This window comes from Citrobacter sp. H12-3-2 (assembly GCF_009649895.1).
Classification (GTDB): Bacteria; Pseudomonadota; Gammaproteobacteria; order Enterobacterales; family Enterobacteriaceae; genus Citrobacter; species Citrobacter portucalensis.
On the sequence record NZ_CP045837.1, the window covers coordinates 2,354,578 to 2,376,529 of the forward strand.

General features: G+C 49.8%; 18 protein-coding genes and 2 pseudogenes. 8 read left to right on the top strand and 12 right to left on the bottom strand.

Annotation, left to right across the window (positions count from 1 at the left end; genetic code table 11):
* Positions 1-78 precede the first annotated feature (78 nt).
* Entirely contained in the window at positions 79-306 is a 228-nt protein-coding gene (locus GHC22_RS11295; RefSeq protein WP_153752947.1) for a hypothetical protein, read from the bottom strand.
* Positions 307-329: 23 nt separating this feature from the next.
* On the opposite strand from GHC22_RS11295, the gene GHC22_RS11300 reads away from it, so the two are divergent.
* The 3 genes and pseudogenes from GHC22_RS11300 (at position 330) to GHC22_RS11310 (ending at position 3,877) form a co-directional block, all read left to right on the top strand.
* A complete protein-coding gene (locus tag GHC22_RS11300) occupies positions 330-902 on the top strand; it encodes a terminase small subunit (RefSeq protein ID WP_153752949.1) in 573 nt (190 codons plus the stop codon).
* The gene (locus tag GHC22_RS11305) at positions 899-2,470 is read left to right on the top strand and encodes a terminase (RefSeq protein WP_153752951.1); all 1,572 of its coding nucleotides are present in this window, start codon (positions 899-901) and stop codon (positions 2,468-2,470) included. Before GHC22_RS11300 ends, GHC22_RS11305 begins: the two co-directional genes overlap by 4 nt.
* Positions 2,471-2,474: 4 nt before the next feature.
* Positions 2,475-3,877 (top strand): annotated as a pseudogene (locus GHC22_RS11310) (DUF4055 domain-containing protein).
* 107 nt (positions 3,878-3,984) lie between these two features.
* Here the strand turns inward: GHC22_RS11310 and GHC22_RS11315 are convergent.
* The 9 genes and pseudogenes from GHC22_RS11315 to nifJ all read right to left on the bottom strand — a co-directional run bounded on the left by GHC22_RS11315 (position 3,985) and on the right by nifJ (position 13,916).
* Positions 3,985-4,857 (bottom strand): hypothetical protein, encoded by an 873-nt coding sequence (locus GHC22_RS11315; RefSeq protein WP_153752953.1) that lies wholly within the window; start codon positions 4,855-4,857, stop codon positions 3,985-3,987.
* A gap of 490 nt (positions 4,858-5,347) precedes the next feature.
* On the bottom strand, positions 5,348-6,016 hold the full coding sequence (locus GHC22_RS11320) for an SOS response-associated peptidase (protein WP_153752955.1): 669 nt from the start codon (positions 6,014-6,016) through the stop codon (positions 5,348-5,350).
* A gap of 435 nt (positions 6,017-6,451) precedes the next feature.
* Positions 6,452-6,721: pseudogene (locus GHC22_RS24670) on the bottom strand (tyrosine-type recombinase/integrase); the annotation flags it as partial.
* A gap of 315 nt (positions 6,722-7,036) precedes the next feature.
* Positions 7,037-7,279, bottom strand: coding sequence for a DinI family protein (locus GHC22_RS11325; protein ID WP_153752957.1), 243 nt, complete (start codon positions 7,277-7,279; stop codon positions 7,037-7,039).
* A 321-nt stretch (positions 7,280-7,600) separates the two neighbouring features.
* Positions 7,601-7,858: a hypothetical protein gene (locus GHC22_RS11330; protein ID WP_153752959.1), complete on the bottom strand. Its 258-nt coding sequence runs from the start codon at positions 7,856-7,858 to the stop codon at positions 7,601-7,603.
* Between the two features lie 163 nt (positions 7,859-8,021).
* Positions 8,022-8,456, bottom strand: coding sequence for a universal stress protein UspF (uspF, locus tag GHC22_RS11335; protein ID WP_003833207.1), 435 nt, complete (start codon positions 8,454-8,456; stop codon positions 8,022-8,024).
* Between the two features lie 81 nt (positions 8,457-8,537).
* The gene (locus GHC22_RS11340; protein ID WP_003833205.1) at positions 8,538-8,750 is read right to left on the bottom strand and encodes a KTSC domain-containing protein; all 213 of its coding nucleotides are present in this window, start codon (positions 8,748-8,750) and stop codon (positions 8,538-8,540) included.
* A gap of 146 nt (positions 8,751-8,896) precedes the next feature.
* Entirely contained in the window at positions 8,897-10,024 is a 1,128-nt protein-coding gene (gene ompC / locus GHC22_RS11345) for a porin OmpC (RefSeq protein ID WP_153752961.1), read from the bottom strand.
* Positions 10,025-10,391: 367 nt separating this feature from the next.
* A complete protein-coding gene (gene nifJ, locus GHC22_RS11350) occupies positions 10,392-13,916 on the bottom strand; it encodes a pyruvate:ferredoxin (flavodoxin) oxidoreductase (RefSeq protein WP_153752963.1) in 3,525 nt (1,174 codons plus the stop codon).
* A 275-nt stretch (positions 13,917-14,191) separates the two neighbouring features.
* Between nifJ and GHC22_RS11355 the strand changes: the two genes are divergently transcribed.
* Entirely contained in the window at positions 14,192-14,458 is a 267-nt protein-coding gene (locus GHC22_RS11355) for a DUF333 domain-containing protein (RefSeq protein ID WP_003833199.1), read from the top strand.
* Positions 14,459-14,471: 13 nt separating this feature from the next.
* On the opposite strand, the gene hslJ is transcribed toward GHC22_RS11355, so the two are convergent.
* Positions 14,472-14,888: a heat shock protein HslJ gene (gene hslJ, locus GHC22_RS11360; protein ID WP_153752965.1), complete on the bottom strand. Its 417-nt coding sequence runs from the start codon at positions 14,886-14,888 to the stop codon at positions 14,472-14,474.
* A 112-nt stretch (positions 14,889-15,000) separates the two neighbouring features.
* Positions 15,001-15,990: a 2-hydroxyacid dehydrogenase gene (locus tag GHC22_RS11365; RefSeq protein WP_003833196.1), complete on the bottom strand. Its 990-nt coding sequence runs from the start codon at positions 15,988-15,990 to the stop codon at positions 15,001-15,003.
* 314 nt (positions 15,991-16,304) lie between these two features.
* Here GHC22_RS11365 and GHC22_RS11370 point away from each other — a divergent pair, with 314 nt between their 5' ends.
* The 4 genes from GHC22_RS11370 (at position 16,305) to GHC22_RS11390 (ending at position 21,952) form a co-directional block, all read left to right on the top strand.
* Positions 16,305-17,261 carry a hypothetical protein gene (locus GHC22_RS11370; protein ID WP_153752967.1) on the top strand — a complete coding sequence of 319 codons (957 nt, stop codon included), beginning with the start codon at positions 16,305-16,307 and terminating at the stop codon, positions 17,259-17,261.
* A 20-nt stretch (positions 17,262-17,281) separates the two neighbouring features.
* Positions 17,282-18,691 carry a DUF2272 domain-containing protein gene (locus tag GHC22_RS11375; protein WP_153752969.1) on the top strand — a complete coding sequence of 470 codons (1,410 nt, stop codon included), beginning with the start codon at positions 17,282-17,284 and terminating at the stop codon, positions 18,689-18,691.
* 433 nt (positions 18,692-19,124) lie between these two features.
* Entirely contained in the window at positions 19,125-21,764 is a 2,640-nt protein-coding gene (locus tag GHC22_RS11385; protein ID WP_153752973.1) for a YdbH family protein, read from the top strand.
* Positions 21,761-21,952 (top strand): YnbE family lipoprotein, encoded by a 192-nt coding sequence (locus GHC22_RS11390; protein WP_008784882.1) that lies wholly within the window; start codon positions 21,761-21,763, stop codon positions 21,950-21,952. Before GHC22_RS11385 ends, GHC22_RS11390 begins: the two co-directional genes overlap by 4 nt.

Genomic DNA, 21,952 nt, shown 5'->3' on the forward strand with positions numbered 1-21,952 from the left:
TCAACCATAATGTTTTGAAAGAGTTGTAATTATATGAGGCCATCACCATAGACAGAAACAATGCCATGTCCATAGTGATTATACGCTTTTACCGTCAACCGTAACGCTGGCATCAGCAGAACTATTGGGTATGTAAATTTTGACTTTTGATCCATTTTCGGTAGTCACTTCAATCGTGACAGATGTTGGTGGTGCGCCAGTATCATCACCAGTGAAGACAGTAACGATCTCTTCTGAGGTTTTATCTTCAATGATTGGCATAAGTGCGCCGTTAACCAATCCAACGTAAATTTTCACGTTGCCCATCAGCATCTCCCAAAGGTATTTAAATGGCACTCACCGACAAACAAGATATGTTCTGTCGCGAGTACCTCATCGATTTAAACGCCACGCAGGCGGCTATTCGGGCGGGGTACAGCGTCAAAACTGCGAACCGCATAGCCGGCCAGAACTTGTCAAAACTTGATATTCAAAACAGGATCGCCGAACTCAAAACGAAGCGCAACGAAGTTGTGGGTATTGATGCTGATTATGTGCTCCGGCGCTTGGTTGAAATCGACCAGATGGACGTGCTGGACATCCTCAATGACGATGGCAGTCTTAAAGCGATCAGCCTCTGGCCAAAGTCGTGGCGAACCACACTCACTGGGTTGGATATTAGCACCACGATTCAGAACTTCGACGAGGAGACGGCGGAAACCATCCTCAAAAAGGTTAAGTGGCCGGATAAGGTGAAGAACCTTGAGTTGCTCGGTAAGCACGTTCGTGTGCAGGCCTTCAAAGAGCAGGTCGAGCAGAAAGTCGTAGCGACTCACAACGTCATGCTGGTACCCACCAGCGACAATGTGGATAGTTGGGAAGCGGCAGCGCAGAAACAGCAGAGTGAGATTCTTGGTGGATGAATTACAAAGCCGTCTGGAAACCTTTGCCGGGATCGCAATCGCTCTCCCTGAGCTGCCCATGTAACGAAATCCTCTATGAGGGAACGCGCGGCCCCGGTAAAACTGCAGCGCAACTGGCGCGCTTTCGTCGCTTGGTCTGTCTGGGCTATGGCTCGTTCTGGCGTGGCGTCATTTTCGATACCGAGTATAAGAACCTCACCGACATCATTACCCAGTCAAAGCGTATGTATCGCCTATTTAACGACGGCGCACGCTATCTGGCATCGGCCAGTGAATTACGTTGGGTGTGGCCTACTGGCGAAGAGCTGTTGTTCCGCTTCGGGAAGGAAGAGGGCGACTACTGGGACTACCACGGTCAGGAATTCCCGTTTATCAGGTTCAACGAACTGACAAAGCAGCAATCGGCTGAGTTCTACGAAATGATGTTCTCCTGTCGACGTTCGTCGTTCCGCCCGGAAAACTACCCGCTGGATGATGGCTCGCTACTCAAGCCGATCCCCCTGGAGACGTTTAGCACCACAAACCCCTTTGGCATCGGCCATACTTGGGTGAAGAAGCGCTTCATTGAGCCCGCACCACGCGGCACCATCATTCGCGAAACGCAGAAGGTGTTTAACCCGCAGACCGAACGCGAAGAGGATGTGACGCTGACGCGAGTGGCTATTCACGGCTCGTTCAAAGAGAACCCGTATCTCGACCCCCAGTACATCGCAACGCTGATGGCCATCAAAGACCCTAATCGCCGCAAAGCATGGGTAGAGGGCTGGTGGGACGTCACCAGCGGCGGGCGCTTTGACCACCTGTGGAATGAGTCACTACACGTCATTAAGCCGTTCCGCATCCCGGATTGCTGGACAGTTGACCGCTCCCATGACTGGGGCGAGTCGAAGCCGTTCTCTAACCTCTGGTGGGCGCGCGCCGACGGTACCGCCGCAGAGTTGCCCGATGGCCGTCAGTTCTGCCCGCCTGCCGGGTCGCTTATCCTGATTGGCGAGTGGTACGGCTGCCCGCCTGATGAGCTCAACAAAGGCCTGAATATGTCGTCCACAAACGTCGCTAAAGGCGTGGCGTGGGTGGATAAGCGGCTGGTGGGCGAAGAGCTGGCTGAACCCGAAGAAATAAAGCTCTACGGAATCACTCAGGGGCAACTGAACATCATGCCCGGTATCTGCAAGAAGGTTACCCCCGGCCCGGCTGACGGCGCAATTTACAACACTGGCGATGACGAACTCTCTATTGCCCAGAAGATGGAATCGCAGGGCGTTAAGTGGGTTCCATCCAACAAGAAACCAGGGTCGCGCGTGAACGGCGCAGCCCTGTTTGCTGACATGCTTGAGGCCGTCATTGAAGGTAAGAAGCTGGAATCAGGCATACCTGAGAAGCCAGCATTCTACGTGTTTGACTACTGCCGGGGGTGGATAAGCCGCGTGCCGGTGCTCGTTCGCGACAGTAAGAACCCTGATGACGTTGATACCCAGCAGGAAGATCACGATTGGGACGGTACGCGATATGCCGTCCTGCATTCACCGCCGAAGAAAGTCGGCAAAGTCACCAGCCTGAGGCTCTAACCCCATGCCTGATATTTCAACACCCAATCTGGACTATGGGAACATGGTGCAGGCGTGGGACATTAACGACGCCCTTATGGGCGGCACGCTGTATATGCGCCAGCTCGGTGAGGCTTATATGCCGCGCTGGCCGAAAGAAGACAAAGAGGACTACAAAAAGCGCCTGGCCGTGGCCACGTTACTCCCTGCGAATGAAGAGACGATTAACCAGAACGTTGGGCGGGTGTTCGCGGAGCCAGTTCAGTTGGGCGAGAACGTCCCGGATGCACTGCGCGAGTTCGTGAAGGGCGTGGATCTTGAAGGCAGTCGTCTCGATGTATGGGCGCAGGCATTCTTCAGTCTGGCGATGCAGTACGGCCTTTCTCATGCGTTGGTGGATTATCCGCGGGTAGATGCCGAACAGGTGAAGACTAAGGCTGATGAGAAAGCCACCGGTGCGCGGCCATACGTAACGATGCTCAATCCCCGACAGGTAATTGGCTGGAAGTCAAAGATGACTGCCGGCAAGGTCGTGCTCACGGAGCTGCGTATCAAAGAGGTAGTTGTCGAAGATGGCGACGACTTCGGGCAGACGAAGGTTGAACAGATTCGCCTGCTGACGCCCGGGCAGGTGCAGATTTACCGCAAGGCCACTGGCGACAACGCCCAGGTGAACTGGACGCTGCACGAGGAGTGGCAAAAATCCCGGCAGGACATCACGCTGGTCACGCTATACACCAAACGCACCGGGTTTATGTGCGGCTCTCCGCCGCTGCTCAACATGGCGCTGCTGAATGTTAAGCACTGGCAGAGCCAGAGCGAGCAGGACAACATCCTGCACGTAGCGCGTGTCCCGTTGCTTACGGTATTCGGCCTAGAGGATGGGCAGGAACTGGTAATTGGCTCTTCGTCTGCAACTCAGTTCTCCGACCGTCAGAAGCAGGGGCTTGAGTTCGTTGAACACACCGGCACTTCAATAGCATCGGGTAAAGAGTCGCTGACCGACCTGGTAGAGCAGATGCGTCAGGCTGGCGCGAAGCTGCTGCGTACCGACAATACTTCGCCAAGTCTGTTGACCAGACCTCAGAAGAGAAGATGCAGGAGCAGTCACCGCTCTACACCATGGCAACCAGCCTCGAGGATGCGATCGACAACATCCTGCAAATTATGGCTGAGTACATCGGGGAATCTAAGGGTGGTAACGTCGATGTCCGCACCGAGCTGGATGTCGAGTCGAAAGAGTTCAACCCGCCTGCTGCGCTGGCTATTCAGTCACTGCGTCAGGGTGGTGATATTCGCCGCGTGGACGCCATTAAAGCACTGCAAAAGCTCAACCTGATTGATGCTGATGCGGATCCCGATTTGGTGCTGAGCGAGCTATTGACAGAGTCATCTTCGCTGACCGAACCACCACCGGACGAGGTGTGACATGGTGCGCTCCGTCAATGACCGGCTGCAGGACGAGACCATTGCACACTGCCTGAACCCGACTCATTTATAAACTGCAGAGGGCAAGAGCCTACTCGTATGGTATTTTAGCACCCGCTAATGCTGCAAACAGTTATCCCTGTGGTTAAATTCATACATTTTTTGTTGTTATTAGAACAACACACCCCACCAGGGGAGTTTATAAAATAATAGCCAGCCATGCATTGTTGATTACTAACAGTAAGGTAAGGTGTATTTGCAGGTGTTTGACGTTGGATTGCAAGCCATGGAGGCACAGGAACAGAACCATTTTGAATACTATTCCAGATTTTATCCGTGAGTTGGTTTGCTTTTGATTCTGCAGCAACTTCATAGTCATGAATGTCGTGAACATTAAAAGTTCCCGATTTTAAAACATCAAGTGAAGCTTTTAACATGTACTCAGCTAGGTAAGTATCTTTCCCCCTTTTTTCACACTGAACAACGTGTTCAAGTTCATGCAAAGTTAAATGTAATTCATTTTTATCAGCCCAAGGGTTTCCATTTGTAGTAAAAAAGATGCGGTCACAATAAGAAACGGAGTTGTTTATTCCTGTATTAACATTATTTGCGAAAGTGACATTGCTAAGATTCGCTTCATAATAAGGTTGGACCAACGCAATGAATTCTGGAGTGAAATGTTGTGCACTGTTGTTTGTGTTTACATATAAATTAGCGAGATAGGTTTTAATTGGTGCGGCTAAAGGCGCGGCTAATATAGTCGTTACACATTTAGATATATCAGCTAGGCAAGAATTTACATCTACCGAAGGTAGTGTGTTTTTGATTGTTTCACCTGCTTTTCCAATGTCACCATCAACTTTCGGTAAGCATGCACAAACGAAAGCCACACATTGCTCGTATTGATCATCTGGGCAGGCAAGAAGTGCCGAACTAAAAAGGAATAAAGATGATAATAACTTTGATTTGTGCTTGTACATATGTTCACCTGAAAATTTAATAAGGTACACTGGCATAATGTGAACAGCTATATAGATGTATATAGTAACCGTAATAATAAATAACAATAAGTAAATCGTAGTAATTTATTTGTTGATATGGTTAGTTTGTTTAATGGAAATTTCATCGCGACCATGCAGTTTACCTTTTATATAGTTAACCATTGCAATCAACGTCATTCAGAGGAGGATAGGCGTATTGGGTTGCCTGGAAGCATGCTAGATTTAGCCATTACATTGACATATCCAGAAGTAACTAACAACGCGGATTTTACTGTCCCCTATAATTCAGATGTGATTATGTTGTACAAATAAAAAATAGCCTGGATTACGGCGGCAACTCCCCAGGATGCCAAAAACGGTTATCAAAACCCCAAAAACTATAATAATAATAATAAGCGGAGTAGAAAAATGATAATAGCTAGTTAAGTGTGAATTGGTAGGATTATGTTTTTATATCAAATGGTTGGCATTAATCTGGCTGGAGTAGCTGAGCTACCTGATTTTTCACATTCCCAATGTCACGCTTCACGGCGTGCCATATAAATTTATCAGCCGGAATGGAACCGTCGGCTGCAATTTCTGCAGCTTCTTTCCCTCCAACGTCCTGCCTTATCCATTCACGAGCAGCCTCTGGTGACAGTACCAGTGGCCGCCTGTCGTGAATATCTACCAGTCCTTTGTCGGCAGCAGCCGTCACTATCAGAAATCCTTCTGCTTCATCTCCACGTTCGAATGGTGTGCTGCCGATTGCCGCCATGAATATCGGCTGGCCATCAGCTCGATGAATGAAGTAGGGTTGTTTTTGGTCGCCTTCCTTTTTCCATTCGTACCAGCCATCAGCAAAGCAAATAGCGCGCCCATGTTGCCAGAGTGGTTTAAACATTCTGCTGGTGGCCGCAGTTTCAGAACGTGCGTTAATTAGCGGTGGTTTATCCCACCATCCCGGGGCGTATCCCCAAAGCACTGGTTCAAGATGCAGCTGCTCGTCACGTTCGCTCAGTAGCAGAACTTTGGTACCCGGCGCGACGTTGAATCGTCCAATAGGTTCCGGATCGTATGGAATGTCGCGTTCGGCTTCTTCGGCGAGCAGGGCGAGATAGGCCTCTCGTGTCATTGACTGTGAAAAACGTCCACACATAGAAACCTCCAGCCAGATGTCAGACTGAAAGTATAGGGCAGAGAAAAAAGTGTTGCGCGCCAGCAAACATGAAAGTCGTGTTGTGATAGTTGATGAGCCATTTACATGCTCTGTAAATGTAACCATCAAGACTCTGGAAAGTGCCTCGCCGAAATTATCTTTTAGGAATTAGGGGCTCGGATGGGGCAAATCTTGGGGCAAAACGCCATTTGGGGCATGAAATGGGACAGGTAAAATGTACTTTATTGGAGTTTAAGGTAGATAAGTGAAGTGGCTAACGTATTGAATAAAATGAAAATATCACCATTTTCAATGAGTTATTTGAGGTGGCGCTACTTGTTCAGGTTGTATTGTTCTTTCTTTGTAACTTGTTGATTATCTTGCATTCTTACCGTTCTCAAAAACCAAAAGGGGCATATAATGGGCAAACTTCAATCACAGGGCTAGTTGGTTATTCAACATTGCAACCCGATCGTCATTCATTTCTTCAATCCATGTACTGTAGACGTCGTACACTATTTGCGCGTTTTCATGCCCCATCTGATTAGCTATAAATGATGGGTTCGCTCCAGCCGATTACAGCCAGCAGGCAAAAGTATGCCGCGTATGGTACGGATTACGGCGACGAATACCAGCACGTTTTACAGCTGCGTTCTATCTGGCATCGATGCTACTCATAGAGTAGTAAGATTTTTGCTCTCCGTGACCAGACCAGAATAAACTGTGAACCGAACGATTGAATAAAGGTACATGGTCCCGGACAGGAAGAAATTAATCAGTTGAAAGCAGATATTGAAGCGCTGAAGAAAATTGTGGAGCAGTTCACCGCCAGATAATTCAGTTCTGAACTATCAACGAGCAATGTCAGGGAGCGAAAAACGCAGGGTGTGGCGAACTGCCGCAACCATGCCGTATGCAAGAGCATGGCTGCGGCCGACCGGCAAGCGTCCGATAGTGCGAGTATTGAATGATTGCCAGTCACAGCGGATGGTACTTAAGCAATATGACGGTTCAAGGTGCTTAATCTGAAACCAGCCACATATCAGCCTCTTCAAACATTTTTTGAACCGTTCGGCTTATCTGTTCTTTTTCATGCTTGCTGGCGTCAGTGTTGATCGCCGGAAGTGTCATCATCGGTTTAACCCGAACTTCAGCATCGGGGAAGATCCGATGAACCCTCTTGGTCAATTCGCCGAGAATAATATCTTTTGCGCCGGGCAGACCATCAAAATTCCTTTTGTCATAAACGAGTTCCACGAACATTGCTTATCGCTCTTTTACTGGATTTATATACAGTATTTATACTCTGTTTTTACCTGGGTTTCAAGAGAGGACGTAATGTTGTCGTGACGTAGCGATACATCAACGCAGGAAAGCGGGAACCTTACCATCGATATTATCTGCGCATCGAACTGTCATTTAGGGTAGTCATGTAGGATAGATGCGTAGAAACATAGGGTCCATTATGTAATATATTTTTTTGCGGGCCGATTTATTCTTTTTGAATGTCCTCATTTAAAAAATAGTAATGATACCCTCATCGCTTAACGGGTTGTTTAAATGACTCCTTGCCAGGATTCTTCCTTATTGGCTAAATATTCCTCTATCTCTCGCCTGTTGGCAGGAGATATAGCCAAAATGTTTTTTATTCCCATTCTTATCGAATGCCACATAAAAAGGCATTGTCTCTGCATCTTTTCTTAAAGTGTAGTTGATGCAAGTCCCATTGATTTCCGGAATATTTATCTCACTATCTGGTTTTCCACCTGCGGCAAAAACTGTAGATTTTATCGCATAAGGGGCATAGGTTGCTTGCACAAGTGGATCATTATCAAATTTCATAAAACTGAAACTACAGGCGCTTAATAAAGGAACAAGTAAGTTTGCCTTTTGCGGCAACGTGCTGAATGTTCTGGCGGGAAAAATGTCCGCACATTTAAGACAGGAATCGTGAGGGATAAGGCGTAGAAACAAAAAGCCCGCAACGATATGCGGGCCAGACAGCTTAGCGGACTACCAGTACCGAACACTCCGCGTGACGCACTACAGCCGCGGCGTTAGAGCCCAGCAGGTAGGTGGTGATGTCAGGTCGGTGTGAGGCAATAATGACCATATCAGCCGGTAATTTTTTAGCGATCTCCAGAATCTTGTCTTTCGGCGCACCTTCTGCGACATGAACGTGCACTCTGTCCGTTGGGATATTGAACTTCTTGATAATCTCTTCCAGTTGAGATTTCGCTTCGGCTTTCAGATCGTCCATGGCCGGTAACTCTGCCGAGTAGGCCAGTCCCAGGGAAGCGTAATAGGGCAATGACGGAATAACGGTCAAAAAATGAACCTGCGCATCGTCAATCTTTGCTTCTGCTTCAACATGGGCAATAACGCGTTGAGTTAATTCTGAGTCTGAAATATCGATGGGTACAAGAATCGTTCTGTTCATAAAACCTCCTGTTTAAGTATCCACCTAAAGCTTACCGCGTAATGGCACTTTATGTACAATGACAACGATCACATTTTGGCATCACTTTATTTTGATTTCAGGAAATTTGCCTTTTATTACTCCATCGTAAAATCGGCCTTTAGAGACCACGATCAGGAAATCACGAAAAATACGGGCAGGGACCTGCTGATATTGCAGGGTAGCCAACTGGTGAAAGCGAATTTCTAGCGTGCAAGAGGATTCGTCATAGCCGACGGATGCAATACGGGATGATTTTACAGGATGATGATTCATTGCAGGTATCCTCTACTACAGACTCAATGCAAGGTATCATCTATCAGAGATGTGTTTTAACGCAACAGATATAATGTTTTGAATGAGATAAAACAGAATTACACGGAAAATAAGGATAGCCCGCCGTTGCCAGCGGGCTGACGAACTTAGAACTGGTAAACCAGGCCTACAGCAACTACGTCATCAGTAGAGATGTTTTTACTGGTGTAGAAGCTATCGTCTTCATCCAGCAGGTTGATTTTGTAATCAACGTAGGTAGACATGTTTTTGTTGAAGTAGTAAGTCGCACCGATGTCTGCGTATTTAACCAGATCTTTATCGCCGTCAGATCCGTTAGCACCCAGGTCCTGACCTTTAGACATCAGGAAGGAAACGGACGGACGCAGACCAAAGTCGAATTGGTACTGTGCAGTTACTTCGAAGTTCTGAGTTTTGTTGGCTACGCCGCTATTACCGTATGGAGTCATGTTGCGAGTTTCTGCATACATGGTTGCCAGGTAGATGTTGTTCGCGTCGTATTTCATACCGACAGTCCAGGAATCAGCTTTGTCACCGCCAGCAACGTCGCCGCCCTTAGTGGTCTGCTCGTTAGTACGGTCAGACGTGGTGTAAGCCGCACCGAAGCTTACGCCCATACCCAGATCGTAGGTAGAGGAGAGACCGAAGCCGTCGCCGTTAGAGTTCTGAACGTTACGACCATCACCATTACCGGTACCTTCTTGGCCGTACTCGTCGCTTTTCTGCTCGTTCGCACCCTGGTACTGCAGCGCGAAGTTCAGACCGTTCACCAAACCGAAGAAGTCGGTGTTGCGGTAAGTTGCCACACCGTTCGCACGACCGGTCATGAAGTTGTCGGCTTTGGTGTAAGAGTCGCCACCGAATTCTGGCAGCATATCGGTCCAACCTTCTACGTCGTACATAACGCCGTAGTTACGACCGTAGTCGAATGAACCGTAGTCGCCGAATTTCAGACCTGCAAAGGCCAGACGAGTAAAGTTGTTGCTGCGGTTGCTTTCAGTAGTGTTGGCATTTACCTGATATTCCCACTGGCCATAGCCGGTGAGCATATCGTTAATCTGAGTTTCGCCTTTGAAGCCGCCACGGAAATAAGTCTGATCGCCATCATTGCTGGCATCGTCAGAGAAGTAACGCAGACCATCAATTTTTCCGTAGAGATCTAATTTGTTACCGTCTTTATTATAAACTTCTGCAGCGTGAGCAGCACCAGCAGCTAACAGGGCAGGAATAACAAGAGCCAATACTTTTCTGTTCATTGAAATAATCCTTTAGTTTTTTTATTAACCTGTGACCACCCATGTAGGGAGTAAAAGCATGCTAAAGGAGAAGTTCCGTAAAGAGATAAATATGAATTGTTACGTCTTAAGTAAAACCTTAAACAAATAATTCTACGGAAATAGTGATAGTTTACATGAATGAGTTAATGAAAATATATATAAAATAAAAATTATACAATTGAATTTTGTTGGGCTATTCTGCGCGTGTTATATGCCTTTATTGTCACGTTTTATTTTTCGTTGGTATATTGATGACACTTATTAATTAGCCAGCGAATAAATTGACAAGCCCGAACAACTGTTCGGGCTTTTTTTTTGGTTCCGGGCTAATACTGAGAAAAACGTATTATTCGGTACCGCTCTTTTCCGCTTTGCCTGCCAGTTGGGCCAGGAAGTCGTAGCGTTTTTGCAAATCAGCCGTCGCATCCTTCCACAGCTGTTCTGCAACTTCTGGCTGTTGGGCGTTCAGGCGGCGGAAACGCTGCTCGTTAAGCAATGTTTCGGCCAGCGCATCTGACGGTGGGCGCGAGTCGAGCGCCAGCGGCAGCTTACCTTCGTCTGCTCGGCGTGGGTCAAAGCGGTACAGCGGCCAGAATCCGGTAGCCGTGAGTTGACGCATCTGATCGTGGCTTAGCGCGAGGTCATAGCCATGCTCCTCACATGGGCTATACGCGATAATCAGCGACGGGCCGGGGTAGGATTCAGCTTCCTGGATAGCTTTGACCGTCTGATTCAACTGGGCGCCCAGAGAAATCTGTGCGACATAAACATGCCCGTACATCATCATGCTGACGCCAAGATCTTTGCGAGCCTTGCGCTTGCCATGCTCACCAAACTTGGTAACCGCCCCAAGCGGCGTGGCTTTCGACGCTTGTCCACCCGTGTTGGAGTAACACTGGGTATCCAGTACCAGAATATTGACGTTCTCGGTGAGACTCAGGACGTGATCCAACCCGCCAAAACCAATATCGTAAGCCCAGCCGTCGCCGCCAATCAGCCAGATGGACTTCTCGACCAGCGCGTCGGCATCGGTTAACAGTTGCTGTGCACCTTCGACATCTTTCAGATGCTGGCGCAGCGCAGCAACTTGCTCACGGCGTACTTCTGGCGTCGCTTCAGCATGCAGGGCGTCATTCAGTTCAGCCGGAATATTATCCGCAAACTGCTCCAGCAAACGCATGACGCGTACACGGTGTTGATCCACCGTCAGGCGGAAGCCCAGACCAAACTCAGCGTTATCTTCGAACAGAGAGTTTGCCCACGCAGGTCCACGACCATTGGCATCGGTCGTATACGGCGTTGAGGGGAGGTTACCGCCATAAATCGATGAACAGCCGGTCGCGTTAGCGATCAGCATGCGGTCGCCATACAGCTGCGTAAGCAGTTTGATATACGGCGTTTCACCACAACCAGAACAGGCGCCGGAATATTCAAACAGCGGAGTGATTAACTGCGAGGTACGGATATCAATGCGTTCAAGCTTGCTGCGGTCGATCTCCGGCAGATTGAGGAAGAAGTCATAGTTAACTTTTTCTTCTTCAACATGCTCAAGGCGCGACATCATATTGATGGCCTTGATTTCCGGGTTTTGGCGATCTTTTGCCGGGCAAACTTCGACACACAGATTACAGCCAGTGCAATCCTCTGGTGCAACCTGCAGGACATACTTCTGACCGCGCATATCGCGTGATTTCACATCCAAAGAATGCAGACTGGCAGGGGCGTTTTCCATCGCTTCAGGTGAAACCACTTTGGCGCGGATTGCCGAGTGCGGGCACGCGGCAACGCAGTGGTTACACTGGGTACACAATTCTTCCTTCCAGATGGGGATCTCTTCGGCGATATTACGTTTTTCCCAACGCGTGGTGCCCATTGGCCAGGTGCCGTCTGGCGGCAACGCTGATACGGGGAGGGCATCACCCAGACCGGCGAGCATTGCCGCGGTGACGGTTTTCACGAAATCAGGTGCGGCATCAGAAACCACCGGTGGTCGGTTTGCGCTGTGCGGATCAACCGGCTGGAGTGCTACTTCGGCGACGGATTCGCGCGCCAGGGCCAGAGCCTGCCAGTTACGTTCAACAAGGTCCTGTCCTTTACTGCTGTAACTTTTCGCAATCGCCCCCTGCAATTCAGCCAACGCGCTGTCGCCGGGTAAGATTTGCGTCAAATGGAAGAAGGCCATTTGCATAACGGTGTTAATACGCGCTGCCAGACCGCATTCGCGGGCGATTTTGGCCGCATTAATCACGTAGAAACGGGCTTTCTTCTGATTCAGTACCGCCTGAACTTCCTGTGGCAGACGACCCCAGACTTCATCCACACTGTATGGCGTATTAAGCAGGAAGATACCGCCTGGTTTCAGGCGCTCGGCCATCTGATACTTATCGATAAATTGCAGCTGGTGACAGCCAACAAAATCGGCTTGTGAAACCAGATACGCTGATCGAATAGGTTGCTCGCTAACGCGCAGGTGGGAAACCGTCAGACCGCCTGCTTTTTTCGAGTCGTAGACGAAATAACCCTGCGCATACCATGGCGTCGAGTTACCAATAATTTTGATATTGTTTTTGGTGGCTGACACGCTACCGTCGCTACCCAGCCCGTAAAACAGCGCTTCGAGCTTAGCCGTACCGGGCAGGGTGTTTTCCGGTAACGGTAGCGACAAGTTGGTGATATCATCATAGATACCGACCGTAAAGCGAGGTTTCGGCTTCGCGCTGCTCAGCTCATTAAAGACCGCCATCACGCAGTCTGGACCAAACTCTTTGGAAGAAAGGCCATAACGTCCGCCAATCACGCGCGGCAGCGTTTCTCGCTCGCCACAGTTGAAGGCTTCTGCTAACGCGGTCATCACGTCCAGATACAATGGTTCGGCCTGTGCGCCGGGCTCTTTGGTGCGATCCAGGACGGCGATGCTACGTACGGTTTCCGGCAGCGCGCGCAGTAAATGTCTGGCAGAGAATGGACGGAACAGACGCACTTTCAGAACGCCGACTTTCTCGCCATGCGCCAGCAGTTCTTCAACGACTTCTTCGCAGGTTCCAATCGCCGAGCCCATTAAGATAATGACGCGCTCAGCCTGAGGATGGCCGTAATATTCAAATGGCTGGTACTGGCGACCTGTCGCTGCGGCGAAATCGTTCATCGCCTGTTCTACATGATCGTAAACCGCGTTGTACCACGGGTTTGTTGCCTCGCGTGACTGGAAATAGGTGTCCGGATTCGCAGACGTACCGCGAATAACCGGATGCTCAGGATTAAGCGCCCGAGCGCGATGAGCATCGATTTCCGCCTGCGGCATCAGTCCGAGGATCGTGTCGTCGGCCAGTGGCACAATTTTATTGATTTCATGGGATGTACGGAAACCATCAAAGAAATGAATAAACGGAACCCGGCTTTTCAGGGTGGCTATTTGCGAAATCAGCGCAAAGTCCTGTGCCTCCTGAACGCTGCTGGCACACAGCATCGCACATCCTGTCTGGCGCACCGCCATCACGTCGGAATGATCGCCAAAGATCGATAATGCGTGAGTAGCAATTGTACGAGCCGCAACGTGCAGTACAAACGGGGTCAACTGACCGGCCAGTTTGTACAGCGTTGGGATCATCAGCAACAGGCCCTGCGATGAGGTAAACGACGTAGAGAGCGCACCGGTCTGCAACGCGCCATGAACGGTTGCGATCGCGCCGCCTTCTGACTGCATTTCTACGACGCGAGGGGTATCCCCCCACACGTTCTTAAGCCCGTTCCCGGCCCAGGCATCTGCCTGTTCAGCCATCGTCGAACTGGGCGTAATCGGGTAGATGGCGATAACCTCGCTGGTACGAAATGCGACTGAAGCAACCGCACCATTACCGTCAATTGTGATCATACTGACACCCTTACATTGCGCAAAAAGAGGGACACGCGTAACAGCGGCGAATCCTGGTTGTTATTCTTCTATTTTAGCAAAAGCGCTAAAGACAGATTTTCGCTTTTGTGTCCCTGGAATAAACAGAATGAATGGTTTGATCAAAGGAGCAGGCAAAAAATTGCCAGAAAATGTAAACCGTACGCATAAATGCGTATTTTGCCTCTCGACGGCGGTGTTTCCGCTGCCTATTATTTATGGCTGTGTCGTTTGGTTAATATTCAGAGGGGAGTAAGATGCGCGCAGCGTTTTGGGTAGGATGTGCCGCGTTATTATTATCGGCTTGTAGCAGCGAACCTGTTCAGCAGGCAACCGCCGCGCATGTCGCACCGGGCATGAAGGCAGCAATGTCCAGTTCAGGAGAAGCTAATTGCGCCATGATTGGCGGTTCGCTCTCTGTTGCTCGTCAACTGGATGGTTCTGCTATCGGGATGTGTGCGCTACCCAACGGCAAACGCTGTAGTGAGCAGTCGCTTGCCGCCGGAAGTTGTGGGAGCTATTAAGCCACCACGTTTCCTACATTAAATCCGCGAGTTTATACGTCAGCGTTTGTTCTGCTGTCGCCAGCGTTAACTGGTCAGCAGTCAGATCGACCTGTGCGCCTTGCTTAAACATTTCGCTGACGATCCCGTCGAGCGCGTTAAGCTGTGGATCGGCGCACATCATACGTGTCATCGCCATATCTTTTACCTTCAACTCACCGTCGGACAGCTTGCCCTGACCGTGGAATTGATTACACATCTTTCCTGATACCGTCATGTTTTCGCCAAAACTTAACTCAGGTGGGGTGGTGGCGGTGACGGCTTTACCATTCACGCTTTGCAAAACGAAGCGGTGATGCTGCAACTGTTCGCGATTGACGGAAACTTTTCCATTGCCCACACAACCCGCCATCAGCAGGCTGAGCGCAATCAACGTGACAACGTTCTTCATTAAATTTCTCTACGTTTGTGACGGGAATACAATCAATATAGTAATGATATTGACTGTTTTATCATCGGTGATTGTCTGAAAATGCTCCCCTGACGCCAGGGGAGCACAGGAATTAGAAGAGGGCGTTTGGACAGGTCTCGCCTTTGGAGATTTGGGCCAGATTCTGTAGCGTAGTCTCAGAAATACTGGTCAACGCTTCAGCTGTCAGGAATGCCTGATGTCCGGTGAACAACACGTTATGACAGGCTGAGAGACGACGGAATACATCATCCTGAATGACGTCATTGGATTTATCTTCAAAGAACAGATCGCGTTCGTTCTCGTACACGTCCATACCCAGAGAACCAATTTTCTGGTTTTTCAGCGCATCGATAGCGGCTTGTGAGTCGATCAATGCACCACGACTGGTGTTAATGACCATCACGCCGTTTTTCATCTGTTCAAAGGCTTCGTGATTGAGCAGATGATAATTCTCCGGTGTTAACGGGCAGTGCAGAGAGATGACATCGGACTCGGCAAACAGCGTTTTAAGATCGACATATTCAACGCCTAACTCCAGCGCAGCAGCGCTCGGGTAAGGATCGAACGCCAGAAGACGCATACCAAAACCTTTCAGGATCCGCAGCGCAGCAATACCGATTTTACCGGTACCGATCACCCCAGCGGTTTTGCCGTACATAGTAAAACCGGTCAGCCCCTCAAGAGAGAAGTTGGCATCACGGGTACGCTGATAGGCGCGGTGAATACGGCGATTCAGTGTCATCATCATGCCAATCGCATGCTCAGCGACGGCCTCTGGTGAATAAGCTGGAACACGAACCACCTGCAGACCCAGCTCTTTTGCTGCGTCGAGATCGACGTTATTGAACCCGGCACAACGCAGCGCAATGTATTTCACGCCATGCTTTTTCAGTTCTTCCAGAACGGGGCGGCTGCCATCGTCGTTGACGAAAATGCACACAGCTTCACAGCCATGGGCGGTTTTCGCTGTTTTTTCCGTCAACAGAAAGTCAAAGAATTCAAGTTCAAAACCAAAAGCCTCGTTAACCTGCTGCAGATACTTCTTGTCGTACTGTTTTGTACTATAGATGGCGAGTTTCATAAGACTTTCTCCAGTGATTTTGACGTCACATTAATCCAATTCAAATTATTTTACAAAATATAAAAAGTTATTGATAGTCATAGGCGTAATGAATAATTTCAGCGTATCTGTTGTTAGTGTGGGCAGGTTAGGCGATTTCAACAACTGTTTTTACTCCCACCAGACGGCATGCGACTTCTGATTGATTTTTCATCCTCATCTACGACAAATCTCTTACCGATCATTCACCGCATGAGAACCATATTCTCAGGGAGGAATCTGCACGACGTTCAGCTTCCGGTTGACCTGACACTCCGGGTGGTGAGGAAAACACTATGTTTGGGCTTGAAGCACTCGATGTTTTGATTGGGCTGATGACCATCTATTTTGTCTTTGCAATAGCGTGTACGGCCATTGTTGAAGCGATTTCAGCCTGCATCAACCTGCGCAGTAAAAATCTTGTCACGGCACTAGAAGAATTTTTTTCAGGAGAGTTAGCGCCTGATGAGCAATTCATTACCCAGTTTTTTGAGCATCCGTTGGTTCAATCGCTTAGCAAAGGCCAAAATGGGCGTCCCTCCTATATCCCCCCTGAAATTGTTGCCCGGGTCGTGGAAGCGCTAGTGGTGGGGAAAAACGTAATGGCAACGATCCCTGCCGGAGTGAGTTCTCTGCCGGGAACCGCGGAAAGTAACCGAATTAAAGGCATCCTCGAAACATTTGTGGCTCAAGCGGGTAATGATGCAGCCAGCTTTCGCGATGCGGTTGCAAAACAGTTTGATGCGGTAATGGACCGAGCTTCAGGTTGGTATAAACGCAGAACGCAACTGATTACATTCGTTGTCGCTGTATTCCTTGTGGGGGGCGGAAATATTGACAGCCTGAATCTGGCGAGGGTACTGGCTTCCGATTCTGCAGTACGAGAGAAATTGGTGACAATCGCACAACAAAAAATCGATGAAGCGACCCAATGTGTGAATCACAATACGACGGATATCTGCACCCAACCGGTAACCGCAGAACTCAAATCAGCCAATAAACAATATAACGATGCTGTTGCAGATTTGAAATCTGCTGGTCTCGAAATGGGATGGCAAACATGGCCAGACGGTTGTAAGGCATTGTTGGCGAAAGTCGTGGGATTACTGATCACTGTTTTCGCTGTCTCGCTTGGCGGACCTTTCTGGTTCGACATTCTTCAACGCGTAATGCAGGTCCGTTCCACCGGGCCAAAACCGGCGGAACCGAACAAACCCGACAGTACAAAGCATGACGGTCAGAATAGCCATTAATGTCGATCGAGGAGGGTTTTATGATACTGACGCCAGCAATAAAGAGCCTTTGTGAACGGGTTCTGAATGCGTTTGAAACCGGTTCGGCCGAGGGGGACTACTCGGTAATTGCGATATTCCATGACGGTCCGCACGGGATTCGGCAGGTGACATATGGTCGTTCGCAAACCACTGAATACGGTAAATTACAGGATCTGGTGACCCGATATGTGAACGCAAATGGGATGTTCAGCGCCGATCTTTCTCCGTATGCCCTACAGGTTGGGAATACGCCGTTGGTTGATAACGAACAGTTCAAAATCTTACTGCGGCGCGCAGGACGAGATGATCCAATAATGAAGACGGTTCAGGATCGGTTCTTTGATGAGAGATATTACGTTCCCGCACTGAACTGGGCGCAGTCTTTTGGCTTCAAAGATGCACTTTCCATGTTGGTCATCTATGACTCTTTTGTTCACAGTGGCAGTATTTTATCGTTTCTGCGCGCCAGATTTCCTGAGGTTCCTCCGGCCAGCGGTGGCGATGAGCGCACCTGGATTTCCCAATATGTGAATGTGCGACATGAGTGGCTGGCAAATCACAGCAATCCTGAGCTTCATCCTACCGTATACCGGACAAAGTGTTTGCGATTTGAGATCGATCGCGGTAATTGGGACCTCTCGCTGGTCCCCATAAATGCCAATGGCATACTCGTCGGACCGTCACCTGAAATATTAATGCGCCAGACAACCGCCCTGCCGACAGAAAAGCCTGTTGTCCCGTTTCTTGGTGAAATGGCTAACGGTGGCGAGGGAATACCGCCAGTGTCGACGCCCGCCGCCGGCTTTACCGCAAATGCCGCATCCATCGCTATCGATGAATGGCATTTTTTCGGCGATCAGCGCTATAACCGCAACGGTGGCATTATTCATTCCGGTCATAAAGAAGGCGAGGATGGCTGGTGGCAGCGCGTAGGTTTGTATTGGGAGAAGATAGGACGAGACGATCTTGATGGCCGTGATCATGACTGGCCATGGTCGGCGGCGTTTATTTCATGGGTGATGCGCCAGGCCGGAGCCGGGAATCGTTTTTCCTATTCCTCTTCGCATGCGACGTACATCAGCAAATCGATTCGTGATCGAAATCAGGGTAATGCCAATGCGTTGTACTGGGGATACAGACTGAATGAGCGTAAACCGCAGGTAGGGGATTTAGTCTGTTGGGACAGGGATACGGATAAGGTGGTTGATTATGATCATCAGTATCTTGGCAACTACAGCAGCCACACCGACCTGGTAGTTTCAGTGGGTACCGATCAGATTGACGTCATCGGCGGAAATGTCGGGAACTCAGTCACACGTCGTCCGCTGGTGCTTACCTCGGAGGGGTATCTGGCGGCAGGGGAACAAGGCGGCGAAACGCTGTTTGCCATTATGGGATGTCGCACTTAACGAAGGTAAAAAGCCAGCCGAATCACATCCGGGCAGCTACGCTTATACAGGTAGCAATTATCGGGAGGGGTTATGCTGACTCACTCTGAAGCAAAACGATGGGCCACCCTAATGCTCCAGGCGGCATTATGCGATGGTATGAAACCTGATGAGATTTCCCGGCAGGTACATCTGGTCTGCGATCATCATGGTAGGGAGTGCCTCGAAGAACTCATTGAGGAAATTCTGATAGAAGCAGGTCGTATCGGACCTAAACATAGCGATGGACAACTGAGGCCTCATTGAGTCTGAATCTTAATATCCCCGACGGCACGTGTAACAGCGTGCCTATAAATTGGTTATCTATCCTTAATGTGGGCATATCCAGTTAAACATGCCACAATACAGGCCTAAACCGGCTTAAATTTTTGCTAAATCAGGATATTAACTACCCATGAAGGGTAAATATAAAGCCGTTCTGGCACTCCTCTTATTATTGATTCTCGTGCCGCTGACGCTAGTGATGACGCTTGGCCTGTGGGTGCCTACGTTGGTGGGTATCTGGTTACCCGTTGGAACACGCATCGCGCTGGATGAGAGCCCGCGGCTGACACGGCATGGGTTGCATATACCTGAACTCCGCTATCTGGTTGAAGATTGCCCGCTAGCGCGCATCACTCAGGCGGATCTGTCTCACCCCAGCCGCTGGGCGCTGAATGTCGGGACCATTGAGTTGGATTCAGCTTGCCTGGCCAAATTTCCGCAGGCAGAGCCATCGCCGGTAGCGCCTAAAACGCTGGCCGAATGGCAGTCAATGCTGCCCAATACCTGGATTAACATCGACAAACTTATTCTTTCTCCATGGCAGGAATGGCAGGGAAAACTGTCACTCTCGCTCACTCCCGCTACTCAACAGCTGCGTTACCAGGGTGAAAAAGTTAAATTTCAGGGGCGTTTGCACGGGCAAAACCTCACGGTAACGGAGCTGGATGTTGCGGCATTTGAAGGCCAGCCGCCGGTAAAACTGGTCGGTGAATTTACTATGCCACTGGTGCCCGATGGACTACCTGTAAGCGGTCATGCGGTTGCGACGTTAAGTTTGCCGCAAGAGCCTACGCTTGTGGACGCCGAACTGGAGTGGCAAGAAAACAGCGGACAACTGATCGTCATGGCGCGTGATAATGCCGATCCGCTGCTTGACCTTCCGTGGGAAATAACACGTCAGCAACTGACCATCAGCGACGGACGCTGGAACTGGCCTTATCAGGGATTCCCGTTAAGCGGGCGGTTGGGCATAAAAGTTGAAAACTGGCAGGCCGGACCGGAAAACGCGGTGGTGAGCGGGCGTCTGAACGTTCTGACGCATGGCGACGCCGGTAAAGGAAATGCCGTATTAACGCTGGGGCCGGGTAAGCTTGGCATGGATAGTAGCGAGATGCCGCTACAGTTGACCGGTGAAGCGAAACAGGGCGATCTGATCTTCTACGCGAAATTGCCCGCCAGACTTAGCGGAAGTCTGAACGATCCACAATTGGCTTTTGAGCCAGGAGCGCTGCTGCGCTCACGTGGGCGGGTGATTGATTCGCTGGATATTGACGAGATTCGCTGGCCGCTGGCAGGCGTAAAAGTCACGCAACGTGGTGTGGATGGGCGTCTGCAGGCTATTTTACGTGCGCATGAAAACCAGATGGGGGGCTTTGAACTGCATCTGGATGGCCTGGCAAATGATTTTCTTCCTGATGCCGGTCGTTGGCAGTGGCGATATTGGGGGGAAGGCAGCTTTACGCCGATGCATGCCCGTTGGGACGTAGCGGGTAAGGGAGAATGGCATGACAACACCCTGAAGCTATTTGATCTTTCTACCGGATTTGATCATCTGCAATACGGCACGATGAAGGTGGAAAATCCGCGTCTGGTGATGGACGAACCGATAGTTTGGGTGCGGGATGCAACCAAACCGACATTTAGCGGCGCGCTGTCGCTGGACGCAGGAAACACCACCTTCACCGGGGGAAGCGTGTTACCACCATCGACGCTGAAGTTCAGCGTGGAAGGTAGCGATCCGACAATTTTCCAGTTCAAAGGCCAGCTTCACGCGGGGGCGATTGGGCCCGTACAGCTGAATGGTCGTTGGGACGGTATCCGTCTGCGCGGACAGGCATGGTGGCCAAAACAATCGCTCACCGTATTCCAACCTCTGGTTCCACCTGACTGGAAAATGAAGCTACGTGAAGGTGATCTGTATGCGCAGGTCGCGTTTTCGGCAGCCCCGGAGCAGGGCTTTGAAGCAGGCGGTCATGGGGTGTTAAAAGGCGGTAGCGCCTGGATGCCCGATAACCAAATCAACGGTGTCGATTTTGTATTGCCTTTCCGGTTCAGTGAAGGCGCTTGGCAACTGGGTACGCGTGGACCTATTTCACTGCGTATTGCGGAAGTGGTGAATCAGGTGACGGTGAAGAATATCGCCGCCGATCTGCAGGGGGCGTACCCCTGGAGTGAAAACACCCCGTTACTGTTGAGCGATGTCAGTGCCGACCTGCTGGGTGGCAAAATCATCATGCAGCAACTGCGGATGCCGCAGCACGACCCGGCCTTATTGCGGGTGCAGAATATCTCTTCCAGCGAGCTTATCAGTGCAGTTAACCCCAAACAGTTCGCCATGTCTGGCCCGGTCAGTGGCGCGTTGCCATTATGGCTGGATAACGAAAAATGGATCATTAAAGACGGCTGGTTGACTAATCCAGGACCGATGACGTTGCGTATTGATAAGGACACAGCGGATGCGGTCGTCAAAGATAACATGGCGGCGGGGGCGGCCATTAACTGGCTGCGTTATATGGAAATAAGCCATTCGTGGACGAAAATAAATCTGGATAACCTCGGTGTCTTAACCATGCAGTCAACCGTGACTGGCAATAGTCGGGTAGATGGCAAAGTAGGTACGGTTAATTTGAATTATACCCACGAGGAAAACGTCTTTACGCTATGGCGCAGTTTGCGTTTTGGCGACAATTTACAGGCATGGCTTGAACAAAATGCAGCGCTGCCGGAAACCCATTGCCCGGAAGGCAAGGAATGTGAGGAACAACAATGAAAACGATAGCTGCCATGCTGGGTCTGCTGACTTCATCTCTGCTGGTAGGGTGTACTCCCAGAATCGAAGTGGCTGCGCCAAAAGAGCCCATCACCATTAATATGAACGTCAAAATCGAGCATGAGATCCATATCAAAGTTGATAAGGACGTCGAAAGTTTATTGAAATCGCGCAGCGATTTGTTCTGA

Coding starts and splice junctions, on each gene's coding strand:
- GHC22_RS11340 (WP_003833205.1), bottom strand. CDS start 8,750: ATGAATCATCATCCTGTAAAATCATCCCGTATTGCATCCGTCGGCTAT.
- GHC22_RS11370 (WP_153752967.1), top strand. CDS start 16,305: ATGTTTGGGCTTGAAGCACTCGATGTTTTGATTGGGCTGATGACCATC.
- hslJ (WP_153752965.1), bottom strand. CDS start 14,888: ATGAAGAACGTTGTCACGTTGATTGCGCTCAGCCTGCTGATGGCGGGT.
- GHC22_RS11355 (WP_003833199.1), top strand. CDS start 14,192: ATGCGCGCAGCGTTTTGGGTAGGATGTGCCGCGTTATTATTATCGGCT.
- ompC (WP_153752961.1), bottom strand. CDS start 10,024: ATGAACAGAAAAGTATTGGCTCTTGTTATTCCTGCCCTGTTAGCTGCT.
- GHC22_RS11365 (WP_003833196.1), bottom strand. CDS start 15,990: ATGAAACTCGCCATCTATAGTACAAAACAGTACGACAAGAAGTATCTG.
- GHC22_RS11330 (WP_153752959.1), bottom strand. CDS start 7,858: ATGAAATTTGATAATGATCCACTTGTGCAAGCAACCTATGCCCCTTAT.
- GHC22_RS11305 (WP_153752951.1), top strand. CDS start 899: ATGAATTACAAAGCCGTCTGGAAACCTTTGCCGGGATCGCAATCGCTC.
- GHC22_RS11315 (WP_153752953.1), bottom strand. CDS start 4,857: ATGTACAAGCACAAATCAAAGTTATTATCATCTTTATTCCTTTTTAGT.
- GHC22_RS11325 (WP_153752957.1), bottom strand. CDS start 7,279: ATGTTCGTGGAACTCGTTTATGACAAAAGGAATTTTGATGGTCTGCCC.
- nifJ (WP_153752963.1), bottom strand. CDS start 13,916: ATGATCACAATTGACGGTAATGGTGCGGTTGCTTCAGTCGCATTTCGT.
- GHC22_RS11385 (WP_153752973.1), top strand. CDS start 19,125: ATGAAGGGTAAATATAAAGCCGTTCTGGCACTCCTCTTATTATTGATT.
- GHC22_RS11300 (WP_153752949.1), top strand. CDS start 330: ATGGCACTCACCGACAAACAAGATATGTTCTGTCGCGAGTACCTCATC.
- GHC22_RS11320 (WP_153752955.1), bottom strand. CDS start 6,016: ATGTGTGGACGTTTTTCACAGTCAATGACACGAGAGGCCTATCTCGCC.
- GHC22_RS11375 (WP_153752969.1), top strand. CDS start 17,282: ATGATACTGACGCCAGCAATAAAGAGCCTTTGTGAACGGGTTCTGAAT.
- GHC22_RS11295 (WP_153752947.1), bottom strand. CDS start 306: ATGGGCAACGTGAAAATTTACGTTGGATTGGTTAACGGCGCACTTATG.
- GHC22_RS11390 (WP_008784882.1), top strand. CDS start 21,761: ATGAAAACGATAGCTGCCATGCTGGGTCTGCTGACTTCATCTCTGCTG.
- uspF (WP_003833207.1), bottom strand. CDS start 8,456: ATGAACAGAACGATTCTTGTACCCATCGATATTTCAGACTCAGAATTA.